Annotated in this window: 11 protein-coding genes and 1 pseudogene; 5 read left to right on the forward strand and 7 right to left on the reverse strand. The window is 60.0% G+C overall.

Features of this window, described 5'->3' with window-relative positions:
• The first annotated feature begins 194 nt into the window (after positions 1–194).
• The 5 genes from petA (at position 195) to L288_RS34075 (ending at position 3,794) form a co-directional block, all read left to right on the forward strand.
• Complete coding sequence (gene petA, locus L288_RS34055) at positions 195–761, forward strand: ubiquinol-cytochrome c reductase iron-sulfur subunit (protein ID WP_030540057.1); 567 nt, start codon at positions 195–197, stop codon at positions 759–761.
• A gap of 11 nt (positions 762–772) precedes the next feature.
• Positions 773–2,092: a cytochrome b gene (locus L288_RS34060; RefSeq protein WP_021238697.1), complete on the forward strand. Its 1,320-nt coding sequence runs from the start codon at positions 773–775 to the stop codon at positions 2,090–2,092.
• Between the two features lie 18 nt (positions 2,093–2,110).
• Positions 2,111–2,959, forward strand: coding sequence for a cytochrome c1 (locus L288_RS34065; RefSeq protein WP_021238698.1), 849 nt, complete (start codon positions 2,111–2,113; stop codon positions 2,957–2,959).
• Positions 2,960–3,036: 77 nt separating this feature from the next.
• On the forward strand, positions 3,037–3,573 hold the full coding sequence (locus L288_RS34070) for an adenine phosphoribosyltransferase (RefSeq protein WP_031304485.1): 537 nt from the start codon (positions 3,037–3,039) through the stop codon (positions 3,571–3,573).
• A 41-nt stretch (positions 3,574–3,614) separates the two neighbouring features.
• Positions 3,615–3,794, forward strand: coding sequence for a nucleoside phosphorylase-I family protein (locus tag L288_RS34075; RefSeq protein WP_021238700.1), 180 nt, complete (start codon positions 3,615–3,617; stop codon positions 3,792–3,794).
• Here L288_RS34075 and L288_RS34080 read toward each other — a convergent pair.
• From L288_RS34080 to istA, 7 genes and pseudogenes are all read right to left on the reverse strand, one after another.
• Positions 3,783–4,881, reverse strand: a pseudogene (locus tag L288_RS34080) (IS630 family transposase). The gene L288_RS34075 and the pseudogene L288_RS34080 overlap by 12 nt on opposite strands.
• Positions 4,882–4,949: 68 nt before the next feature.
• The gene (locus L288_RS34085) at positions 4,950–6,509 is read right to left on the reverse strand and encodes a glycosyltransferase family 39 protein (protein ID WP_161625658.1); all 1,560 of its coding nucleotides are present in this window, start codon (positions 6,507–6,509) and stop codon (positions 4,950–4,952) included.
• Positions 6,506–8,428, reverse strand: coding sequence for a GtrA family protein (locus L288_RS34090; protein WP_021238703.1), 1,923 nt, complete (start codon positions 8,426–8,428; stop codon positions 6,506–6,508). The genes L288_RS34085 and L288_RS34090 overlap by 4 nt, the downstream gene beginning before the upstream one ends.
• Positions 8,429–8,444: 16 nt before the next feature.
• Positions 8,445–9,020, reverse strand: a complete 576-nt coding sequence (locus L288_RS34095) for a class I SAM-dependent methyltransferase (protein ID WP_236613029.1) — start codon at positions 9,018–9,020, stop codon at positions 8,445–8,447.
• A 106-nt stretch (positions 9,021–9,126) separates the two neighbouring features.
• Positions 9,127–9,921 carry a glycosyltransferase gene (locus L288_RS34100; protein ID WP_236613030.1) on the reverse strand — a complete coding sequence of 265 codons (795 nt, stop codon included), beginning with the start codon at positions 9,919–9,921 and terminating at the stop codon, positions 9,127–9,129.
• 216 nt (positions 9,922–10,137) lie between these two features.
• A complete protein-coding gene (gene istB, locus L288_RS34105) occupies positions 10,138–10,866 on the reverse strand; it encodes an IS21-like element helper ATPase IstB (protein WP_031304487.1) in 729 nt (242 codons plus the stop codon).
• A complete protein-coding gene (gene istA, locus L288_RS34110) occupies positions 10,853–12,367 on the reverse strand; it encodes an IS21 family transposase (RefSeq protein WP_021238707.1) in 1,515 nt (504 codons plus the stop codon). Before istA ends, istB begins: the two co-directional genes overlap by 14 nt.
• Positions 12,368–12,482 lie beyond the last annotated feature (115 nt).

Below are 12,482 nucleotides of genomic sequence, written 5' to 3' on the forward strand. Positions count from 1 at the left end.
ATGCAGCGGGGCAAATTGTCATAGGCTTGGCCAAATTGCTGTTGGCAAAGACGCCATCCTGCGGCTATCAGGCCCGCGAACCACGCCAAGGGGAAAGGCGGGGCCCGTCTCCGTGGGAGCCACTTTCCTGATAATCATAGCCGGCAACGGCAATGTGGCGGGTGACAGGGACGTCTTTGCAAGGGTTGATATGCATGGCGAGCGTTGAACATACGGACAGCCAAGGTTTAGCTGGCGGGGATGGGGTGCGCCGCCGCGACTTCATCAACATCGCCGCGGTCAGCTTCGCGGGTGTGGGGGCTGTCGCCGTCGTCATCCCGCTGATCGATCAGATGAACCCCAGTGCGGACGTGCTGGCGCTCGCCTCGACCGAGGTTGATCTGTCGGCGATCCAGCCGGGGCAGGCGATCAAGACGACCTTCCGTTCGCAACCGCTGTTCGTGCGTCACCTGACCGACAAGGAAATCGCCGAAGCTGACAAGGTGGATGCGTCCTCTCTGCGTGATCCGCAGACGCTGGAAGAACGCACCGTCGACGGCAAGAAGCAGTGGCTCGTCACCATGGGCGTGTGCACCCATCTGGGCTGTGTGCCGCTGGGCGCGGGGGAGGGCGAGAACCGCGGTGAATTTGGCGGCTATTTCTGCCCCTGCCACGGTTCGTCCTACGATACGGCTGCCCGCATCCGCAAAGGCCCCGCGCCTAAGAACCTGGAAGTGCCGAAGTTCAGCTTCACTTCCGACACTGCCATTCTTGTAGGCTGAGGTAAGAAACGATGAGCTTTCCCTGGGCTGAACATTACACTCCCAAGCATCCCGTGATGCAGTGGATCGACGAGAAGCTGCCGCTTCCGCGCCTCGTCTACAATGCGGTCGGCGCTGGCTATCCGGTGCCCCGCAACCTCAATTATTTCTGGAACTTCGGCGTCCTCGCTGGCCTTGCGCTGGTGATTCAGATCGTCACTGGCGTGATCATGGCGATGCATTATGGCGCCAACACGCTCGTGGCCTTCGGCACCGTAGAACAGACGATGCGCGACGTGAATGCGGGCTGGCTGATGCGCTACGCGCACGCCAACGGCGCAAGCTTCTTCTTCATCGTCGTCTATCTCCATATCTTCCGCGGCCTTTTCTACGGCTCCTACAAGGCGCCCCGTGAAATGGTATGGCTGCTCGGCCTCGTCATCTTCCTCCTCATGATGGCTACTGCCTTCATGGGCTATGTGCTTCCCTGGGGGCAGATGTCCTATTGGGGTGCGAAGGTGATCACCGGCCTGTTCGGCGCGATCCCCGTGGTGGGCGAGCCGATCCAGACCTGGCTGCTCGGCGGCTTTGCTCCCGGCAATGCATCGCTCAACCGCTTCTTCTCGCTGCACTTCCTGCTGCCTTTCGTGATCGCGGCCGTTGTCATCCTGCACATCTGGGCGCTGCACATTCCGGGTTCGTCGAACCCGACCGGTGTGGAAGTGAAGGGTCCGCAGGATACTGTTCCGTTCCATCCTTACTACACGGCTAAGGACGGCTTCGGAGCGGGCGTGTTCCTGATCCTCTTCTCGATCCTGCTGTTCTTCGCGCCGAACTATCTCGGCCACCCGGACAACTATATCGAAGCGAACCCGCTTTCGACGCCTGCGCACATCGTGCCGGAATGGTATTTCTGGCCCTTCTACGCGATCTTGCGTGCTTTCACGGTCGATTTCTTCTTCGTACCTGCAAAGCTGCTGGGCGTGCTGGCGATGTTCAGCGCCATCCTGATGCTCTTCTTCCTGCCCTGGCTGGATACCTCCCCGGTGCGTTCGGGCAACTATCGCCCGACCTTCAAGAAGTTCTTCTGGATACTGATCATCGACGTGCTGATCCTGGGCTATTGCGGCGGCGCGCCGGCGGAAGAGCCCTATGTGATGATCTCCCAGATCGCGGGCGCTTATTATTTCGCTCACTTCCTGATCATCCTCCCGCTGATCTCGCGCTTTGAACGGCCGCTGCCGCTGCCCGGCTCGATCACGGAATCGGTGCTCAATCGTCAAAACATCAAGGGCGAACAGGATGCGCTTCCCGGCATGGGCGCGGATCCGCAGCCGTCGAACGCCGGCTAAGAGGGGGACAAGAGTAACATGGTTCGCATCGGCGCATTTCTCGTCGGCCTCTTCTTTGCTGGCTGGCTGCTGATCTCCTTCCTCGTGGGCGCTGTGGCCTATGTCTCCGAACCGCCTGCCAAGACGGTGGAGCATGAATTCCACAAGCACCCCAAGGATGTGGACTTCTCTTTCGACGGCCCGTTCGGCAAGTTCGACCGGCCGCAGCTCCAGCGCGGCTTCCAGGTCTTCAAGGAAGTCTGCTCGGCCTGCCATAGCCTGAAGTTCGTGGCGTTCCGCGACCTCGCCGCGCTTGGTTATAATGAGGCGGAAATCAAGGCGATTGCCAAGCAATGGGCGATCAAGACTCCCGACGTCGACCCCAAGACGGGTGAGATGTCCACTCGCGATCCGGTCCCGGCAGACTATTTCCCGAAGCCCTTCGCTAACAATGTAGCGGCGGCGGCGGCTAACAACAATGCGATCCCGCCGGATCTCTCGCTGATGACCAAGGCGCGTCACGACGGTTCCGCCTATGTCTACTCGCTGATCACCGGCTATCAGAGTCAGCCTGCCGAACTGCTCAAGCACTTCCCCGATGCGAAGACGCCTGAAGGGCTGCACTACAATCCCTATTTCGCCAACCTGAACTTGGCGATGGCGCCGCCGCTGACGGCCGATGGTCAGGTGACCTATGGCGACGGCACCAAGGCGACCGTTGATCAGATGGCGAAGGACGTCGCGGCTTTCCTGACCTGGACGGCGGAACCGAAGCTTGAAAATCGCCGCCGTGCGGGCCTGGCGACGATCGTCTTCCTGCTGATTGCGACCGCCCTGGCCTATATGTCTTACCAGAATATCTGGGCGGATAAGAAGAAGGCCGCCTGATCGCAGGGTGCAGCTCATGCTAAGCAAAAGGGCACGGGTTCTTCGCGGAATCCGCGCCCTTTTTCATTGGAGGGATGATGAGCGTCGATGAACTGGCGGCCCTGGTCCGCACCATCCCTGATTTCCCGAAACCCGGCATCCAGTTCCGCGATGTAACGACTCTGCTGGCGGACCGCCGCGGTTTTGCGGATCTGATCGGCCGCATGGCACGCATCGCGGCTCCGCTCGACCCCGAATATGTCATTGGTATCGAAGCGCGCGGATTCATCCTGGGCGCTGCGCTCGCCCATGTTCTCGGTGCTGGTTTCGTGCCGGTCCGCAAGGCGGGAAAGCTGCCCGGACGCACCGTAGGTATGGACTATATACTTGAATATGGCACGGACCGGCTGGAACTGCATGAAGGGCAGGTCCCTGCTGGAGCGCGCGTCATCCTGATCGATGATCTGATCGCGACCGGCGGCACGGCCTTGGCAGCTGCACAACTTCTGCGGGAACAGGGTGCAAGTGTGCTGATGGCTTTGTTCGCTGTAGACCTGCCTGACCTTGGGGGTATGGCTGCGCTGGAGGCGGATGGCATCGCCACCTCCGCCATACTCGCATTTCCGGGCCATTGATCCGGCAAATGGCACCTCTGCAATCCGCAGGCCGTTGTGCCATGATCGAGGGCCAACGCGTCCTCTTCCTTATGGCAGTGGAGGACGAATATGGCCCCCACCTGCAACAGCGCTTCACGCCCGCGCTGATCGGCGTGGGCCCGGTGGAAGCGGCGATCGCCACCAGCCTGATCCTGTACCGGATGTACCAGGACGATGCGCTGCCGGATCTACTCACCTGAATCTGAAGTTCGGCTCATTGTTTTTTGATAGAAGCGTTTGACGGAGGCAAGGATCTCCGCTGCGGATCTGACCCATATATAGGGTTTCGGATTTTCGTTGTGAGCGGTGATGAAGGCGGTGATGTCAGCTTCGAGGATCGGCGGTGGACCGATGGACACCGCGCTGCAATTGCTTACGGGTGAGTTCCGCGAACCAGCGTTCGACCTGATTGATCCATGACGCCGATGTCCGTGTGAAATGGACATGCCAATGCGGACGGCGCGCCAGCCAAGCCTTGATCCGTGTGTCTTGTGAGTGGCGTAGTTGTCCATCACGAGGTGAACGTTCGGCCCATCGGGCATCTCGGCGTCGGTCCGCTTGAGGAAGTCGAGAAACTCGGCCGCCCGGCGGCGCTTGTAGCACTTACCGATCATCGCTCCTGTGGCGATGTCGAAGGCGGCAAACAGGGACGTGTTCCCATTTCGGATGTAGGTATGAGTGCGCCGCTCGGACACGCTTGGCGTCATGGGTAGAACCGGCTGCTCGTGGTCCCAGTGCCTGTATTTGCGACTTTTTATCCACGCACAGCACGATCGCCCGGTCGGGCGGGGGCATATAGAGGCCGACAATGTCCTGCACCTTTTCGACGAACAGTGGATCGGCGGACAGCTTGAATGTCTCTGACCGGTGCGGCTACAGGACGAATGCACCCCAGATCCGACGGATGGTCATGTGCGACAGCCCTGCCCAGGCTGCCATGGAACGGATTGATCAATGCGGGGCATCCTCCGGCCTGGTGTTCAGTGTGCGCTCGATCACCTGATCTACTTGCGCCTCAGATACCGTGCGTGGCCGACCAGCGCGATACTCATCGGTCAGCCCTTCAAGGCCATCCTGCGCGAACCGCCGACGCCACTTGCCAACGGTGTGTTCGTGCACGCCAAGGCATTCGGCAACTTCCTTGCTCTGAAGTGCCTCGGCACATAGAAGGATCATTCGACAGCGATCCGACAGGGAACGCGGCGCTTTGTGACGCCGTACCTGAGCTTCGAGAAAAGCTTGGTCCTCGCCGCTGAATACGACCAAATCCGCCTGCCAACCCGCCATCAAAAACGCCCCTGCGTATCCGGCAAGGATATATACAATGAAGCTTTCTTCAGTTCCAGGTGACCAGCTTAGCGGATGATTTCGTCGCATAGCGCGACATCGGCCGCCGCCCTTCGCATGAGCTGAAATCCGTCATAGGTACCAACATGCACGAAGGCAGCGTCGAGGCTGGCCTCGAACGCCATTTTTTCTGGCGGAAGAGGGTTGGTCATCGCGGGGAACACGGCACTATAAAAATCCGGCCGAGTGATTTCGACATGCGACACGACCCATTGTGCTTCCTGCATTAGTTGACGGCATGTCTCCTTATATTGTGCCGGAGTTGAATATTGCGGCAACAGCATGTCTAGGCGGGCGGGGTGACGACGCCCTGTCAGGAAAGGCAACATGGGATCGGCGGGATAGAAAAATATATGGTCGCCAGGTGGGAGTGTCTGCAAATGTTTCAGCAGGGGAAGAATCCCGCCCCCCGCCACAACGCCATACAGGCCTGCCTGTGTTTCCACTCTGGGTGCGTTGGTGCTGCGTACTGCTGCGATGGCCAAGGGTGGCAGCGGCACGAAGATCGTGACAAGACCGAGAGTTCGCCACAACGGTCTGATTTCTCCGGCCGATAGCAACTGTGCCAGAGTCCCAGCTAAAAGTGGGAGAACCAGTACCGCGCAAAATGCGATGTGCACCGCGTCGGGTCGAGGAAAACATCCGACAAGCCCTGCGGCAGCAAACAATATGAGAGTGGGCCAGGGTTGCTGACATATGCAGTTAGGCCCCTTTCGCCAGATCAGAAGCAGCAACAGTGCGGCGGCGAGCGGGAAGCTTAGCACCCCAAACATCATCTGCAGGTCCATGAAAGCGCCGTAGGGCAGGGCCTGAATGTTCGAATAATGGTTCAGAGCATAGAGGATGACCTGATCGAAGGCGGCCATGATCGTTCCCTGGGACCAAAGATAGGCCAGCGCTAACGACGCGAGTGTCATGCCGCTGAAAATGTAGATGGTCAGCGATCTCACGGAGCGCATCGACAATATCGATAGCAGCCCGGCCAACGCGATCATCCCGCCACGATGCGTCGTTACCAACGCGGCCGCACACGCAGCTAGCCCCGCCATACTCAAACGAGTAGGCTTCCCCTCGGCGCGTAGGACTGCCCAAAGGGTTAGCATGGAAAACAGGCTGGTGAACCAATGGTGATTAACCTGCATCCAGGGCCCTGGAACCGAAACCGACCAAGCCAGTACCAACGTAGCGGACAGAGCAGGCCGGTTCGATACCATCCGGCAGCAGCTATATCCAAGCCCCGCGATGAGTGCGATCACCAACACCATGAGCAACCGTGCTGCCAGCAAGCTCTGCCCAAAAAGAGTCAACCAGCCAGCCGTAATGAGAAAGCCGAGCGGCGGGTGAAACTCGAAAAAATCCCGATACAAAATCTGCCCGTCAATCATCCGCTGAGCAGCGTGAAGCCATATTCCTTCATCTGCCAATAACCAAACCGAGCGTGTAAATGGCAGGCATAGCAGAGCAGTCGTGATCGTCACGAGCAGCCCGGCATGGCGCTCCATTAGCTGAATGGAGGATTGCAAGCGATCTTGGGGCAGTGCCGGATCAATGTTCAGGGAAGGGATCATGAGGCTGCGTGAACGAATTTCGGGCATTGGGATATGTGAGGTGCGGGATCGGGAGCGGTGATTCGACGATAGACGTGAAGGGAAGGGCTGGGGCGCACTTCGCGATAATGCAGGGCCAGATAAGAGCGGATGGCCCTGTTGCGCAGGAAGAACGCCCGCACGTCGAACGACGCGGGCTGATAGGTGTAGTTACGGCGTCGCTCGAATAGAATCAGCCTCGGCGAAGAACAGCGTATCTCTATCGCGGCTTCGGTCCGCACCTGCTCTGCCATCGCCTGCAATTGGGGCGGATTGGGGCCGATTACCTCTGCATGAGCGATCGCCGGGATCATCCAGTAGGCATAGAAGCGTGACGGCCAGCTAAGGCCGTGATCCTCGATGGTCGGCCATCCCCACATAGGATCTGCTGCCGCGATAAAGACCGGGCTACCCTTCGGTAGGTTCGCAAGAACCGGATCGATTTCGGCGCGAAAGAAATTGAGATATGGGCCTGTTGCGAACGGCAACAATATAGGCAGCGCCAGCATCGCCAGTCCTAACGTGATCGGTATCATGCGTCGCATGCCCGCCATCGTTAACCGCACTCCCATCGCAAGCGCGGCGGCGCCCGTAATCGGCACACTATGGTAGAGCCATCCCTTTTGCTGCACAAAATAGGCAACGGCAAATCCGATCGCGACGATCAGCAAGGTGGAGACCAGCGGCTTGGCGGTCTTGCCGAACGCGCCGCCATAAGTAAGAAAAAAGGCAATAACCGAAACCCAGATCACGAACCATGGCCGCATCAGCATCATGTCCCACGAGGCCTCATAACCATGATAAGCCGTCTGGACCATCGGCACAGCATGGGTGAAGAAGGCAGGCGCGAAGACGGGAACGGCAATTCCGTAAAGTAGTGCCGCGACCGCTAATGTAACTGTTTCTGGACGAACGGCGCGCCATTTTCGGCGAACGCGGAGGATTAGCCAAGCCTCCAGCATGATCGGAATAAGGGCAAAATAGTGCTTCAGCGCAAAGCCATAGGCTGCGGCCATTCCTATCAGAAGCGCCAAGGCGGCTGGAACCGCACTTCCCACTGACCGGCGAGCGATCAAGGCGGCATAGGGCAGCGCGCAGATCAGCGCGAGATGTTCGCGCTGCCCGAAGTCGTAAAGCGGCGCGATCACCATTAACCATAAGGCAAGCAACATAGTTGCCAATCGGGCTATCGGCGATGAAAAGTTTGCTAGATGCGTTACGAGCAGTGCCGACGTCGCGCCAACTCCGATAACCGCAGTCACCAGCAGCCGCAGTGGCGGAATGTGCAGCCACTGCGCCACATGATGAATAGGCACGGCCGACCAGAACCAGAGGGGTGGATTGATTTCCACTATGTCCCGGTACAGCACCGCGCCATTGATCATCTGGCGGGCGATCCAGAATTGCCAGACCACATCATGGGTGATCGGAATGTCGCGTAGCAGGATCAGCGTGAGTATGGCTGCTGCGCACAATGCGATCTCCGGCAGGCGGCGCGTGGCAACGCCGACACCTCGCTTCCAGCGACCGATCGCGTCGTCACCAAACACCAGCAGGCGTGAAAGGACATAGAATAACGCGGAGTAGAGCGTTATCCCGACCAGATGCACAACGGGCTGGTCGATCCACCCCGCCATGCGGAAGATGCTGACGACCAGGAGGTTTGCGGCATAGGCAAGGGCGGCCGCGGCTCCGAATCGCGCCAGTTCGGCGGCTGACATCGGTTCGCGCACGGCGAAGGTCCAATAGCGGTTTGCTACGTATGAGAGGATGAGGCCCAGGCCGTAGCCCAACGCATTCGCCGCATAGTCGCCAAGTCCGAGGGCCAAGGCGAACAAGATTATCGAAAAGCCGAAAGCTGTGTTGAGCAGCCCTACAAGACTAAATTTGAGGATTGTCATAACTGGGTGGTCGCGCTCATGACGCCATCAGCGAATATTGCGCGCCGAAGGGCAACCACGTCAATGAACGCTCCAACGGCCGCAGTGCCGCCAGAGCACCTGGGAAGAATATCCTGTAATTCATGCGCACGCGATCGAAGCCGGCCTTCACCAGCCGCCTTTTCATCTCGGGCGCGCTAATCAGCACCGCATTTTCATCGAACGGGCAATTGGCGACTGCGTGGCGGGTGAGAGGGTTCCAGGGATTATGCTCGAAAAGTGTGAACACTCCACCGGGAGACAGATGCCGGCGGATTTGCCCCAGCAATTGCACATGAAGATCTTCGGGGATGTGGTGGAAGACGCAGGCGGTGAAGATGAGGTCGAACGACCCCATGGCGGCGGGCATATGCTGGCCATCATAAACATGAAAGCTGACCTGCTCCGACAATTTTTCACGGCATAAGTCCAGCGAACGTTCCGAGACATCGAGGCAGCTGATATGAGCGTTCGGAAAGGCTTGCCGCATGGGCTTCAGCGAATTGCCGATGCCAGCGCCGAAATCCAGGATCCGGCCAACCGTGTGTCCGCACCGCTGGACCACGCGAAGCACATCGGCGATTTTATACTCCGCGAAATAGCCGACCTCTTCCCCGCTGAGACGGATGGAACGGGTATGCTGTGCGGCATAATCCGCTGCGACCAGATCGAACTCTGCCTCAGCCATGCATGGCTCGCTCGATCTTTGCAGTCATCTGATGTACCGGGCTCCTGTCCGCCGTTGCGGTTGGTTTCGCCCGTACCTCCTGTACGATGAACAGCGGCCGGTGTTTGGATTCCATATACATTCGGCCGAGATATTCGCCGAATATTCCCAGCATCAGCAACTGAATGCTGCCAAGGATCAAGACTATGCTGGCGATGCTGGCCCATCCAGTTAGCGTGTCGCCCCTGGCATATGATATCACGACCCATCCAAGCACGAGTATGCCCAAAAGGCCGGCAACCAGCCCAAGATGCGCCGCTATGCGCAGCGGCAACGTCGAGAAACTCGTTATCGCGTCCAGCGCGAACGAAACCATTTTTCGGAGGGGATAGTGGCTCTTCCCAGCGAAGCGCGCTTCCCGTTCATAAGGTAGCGCAGCCTGCCGGAAACCTATCCAGCTAACCATGCCGCGGACAAAGCGATATCGTTCCGGCATGGAGTTCAGATGGTCCACGACGCGTCGGCTCATGACACGAAAATCGCCCGTATCGCGTGGCACAGATACGTCGACCATTCGATCGAGCAGCCGATAGAAGAGATTCGCGGACACTCTTTTGAACATCGTTTCGCCAGCGCGTCTCAGGCGCTGCCCGTAGACGACGTCGTAACCCTCTTCCATCTTGGCGAGCAAGGCAGGCAGCAACTCGGGAGGGTCTTGCAGATCTGCGTCCATGACCATCACCGTCTCACCCCGGCAAATCTGGAGACCGGCGCTGAGCGCAATTTGATGACCGTAATTGCGCGCCAAATTCACGCCCACGACCTGAGGGAATTTCTGGGTTAGATTGTCAAACGGCGTTCAAAAGGGACCCCCGATCGGCGTCGAAGAGGGACCCCCTTTTCAGATAATATGATGCTGGTTTGTTGAAGATGGCCTTGCGCTGCGTGCGGCGGAGGGCGGGCGTAGCCCGACCGGAGGCGCGCGCAGCGCAAGATAGATTTTTGAAGGCGCCGAAGGTGGCTGTCAGCTGCGGTTTTTGAAGCGCCAGCTGTCGTTGCCCGTCTCGACGATATCGCAGTGGTGGGTGACGCGGTCGAGCAGCGCCGTGGTCATCTTGGGATCGCCGAACACGGTCGGCCATTCGCCGAAGGCGAGGTTCGTGGTGATGATGACGCTGGTCCGCTCATAAAGCTTGCTGATGAGGTGGAACAGCAACTGCCCTCCCGAGCGGGCGAACGGCAGATAACCGAGCTCGTCGAGAACGATCAGGTCGAGCCGCGACAGCTGCGCCGCCAGGGTCCCGCCTTTGCCGATCCGGGTCTCCTCTTCGAGGCGTGTCACCAGATCGACGGTGTTGAAGTAGCGGGCGCGAGCGCCCCTTCGCACGACATTGGCGGTGATCGCGATGGCGAGGTGGGTCTTGCCTGTCCCCGTGCCGCCGACCAGCACGATATTGCGGCGAGGCGGGAGGAAGGAGCCATCGTGAAGGGAGCGGATCATCTCCTCATTGATCGGTGTGCCCTCGAAGCTGAACCGCTCCAGGTCCTTCACCACGGGCAGCCTCGCAGCCGTCATCCGATAGCGGATGGAGGCTGCATCCCGGTGGGTCGCCTCAGCACGGAGCAGGTCGGTCAGTATCTCCATGGTGGTGCGCTTGCGCTGGAGGCCGGTGGTGACCGCCTCGTCGAACGCCGCCGCCATGCCCTTGAGTCCGAGGCCGCGCATCGTGTCGATCATATCATGCCGCTGCATCATAGCCTCGCAGCAGATCATAGCGGGCACAGTCGGCGAGCGGAGGATGCTGCAGCATCCGGTCTTCCGAAGTGACGATGCTGTGGGGTGTCGCCGGCTCGCGGCGCCGGGAGAGGATGTTGAGGATCAGCTCGTCGCTGGCCGTTCCGTTCGCCAACGCTTCGCGCACGGCAGCCTCTACCGGCTCCAGGCCATCGGTGAGCACCGCCGAGAGGACCCGCACGAACCTGCGATCGGCCTCGTCCCCGGTGCCGAGCCTTCGCCGTAATCGGTGCAGGGCGGGCGGCAGATCCCAGTCCTGGAACGGTGCGCCGTTACGCAGCGCGCCGGGCTTGTGCGCGAGGACCGGCAGATAATGCCAGGGATCGTATATCGTGCGGTTCCGACCGAAGTGGCGCTCATGCTCCCCGACGATCGCATCGCCGCAGCGTATGACGATGCGATCGGCATAGGAGCGCACCTGAACGGTCCGGCGTGCGGCCGTCGACATGACCGAGTAGCGGTTGCGATCGAAGCTGATGAGGCAGGTGCCGGTGACGGCATGCTCGCTCTCATGGAAGCCGTCGAACGGTGCCAGGATCGGCTGCAGGGCCGGTCGCTCCATATCCAGCGCCTCGGCGACGGTAATATCCCCGCGTTCGGGATGGGCATGATGCTCGGCCCAGCGCCGGCACTCGGCCTCCAGCCACCCGTTGAGCTCGGCCAGGCTGGCGAACCGGAGCCGCGGCTGGAAGAAGCGGCCTCGGATTGTCTGGACCTGCTGCTCGACCTGGCCCTTCTCCCATCCCGCCGCCGGCGAGCAGGCGGTCGGCTCGACCATGTAATGATCGGTCATGATCAGGAAGCGGCGGTTGAACACACGCTCCTTGCCGGTGAACACGGCCGTCACCGCCGTCTTCATATTATCGTAGATACCGCGTCGCGGCACACCGCCGAAGAACGCGAACGCCCGGGCATGGGCATCGAACAGCATCTCCTGGCCCTCGCGCGGATAGGCCCGGACATAGGGTGCGCGCGAGTCGCAGAGACGCATATGCGCCACCTTCACCCGCATCGGCTTGCCGGCGATCTCCACATCCTCGTGGCTCCAGTCGAACTGGTAGGCCTCACCCGGCTGGAAGGTCATCGGGATGAACGCCGGTGCGCCTTCGCCAGCATCCTTCCGCCGCGCAGCACGCCAGCGCGCCGCATAGCGGCGCACCGCATCATAGGATCCATCGAACCCCTCGCGCACCAGCAGGTCATGGATACGCGTCATCCGTAGCCGATCGCGGCGGCCGCGACCTTCGTTCTCCTCAAGCAGCGCATCGAGACGATCCTGATAAGGACCGATCCGCGGCAGCGGCTGGACTTTGCGCTGATAGTTGAACGCCGCCTCCGGCGACCGGATCGCTTTGCGGACGACCTTCCGCGACAAACGAAGGTCACGAGCGATCGCCTTGATCGCCTTACCCGCTGCATGCTCACGCCGAATCCGAACCACTGTCTCCACGATCAACATCCCGTTCTCGCCAACTGATCAAAACCAGTCGGCCGACTAAATCCCCGGGATGAAGGGGTCCTTTTTGCACGCCGATCACCCCACGAAGGGGGTGCCTATTGCACGCTGATCCTCA

Source organism: Sphingobium quisquiliarum P25 (genome assembly GCF_000445065.1).
Classification (GTDB): Bacteria; Pseudomonadota; Alphaproteobacteria; order Sphingomonadales; family Sphingomonadaceae; genus Sphingobium; species Sphingobium quisquiliarum.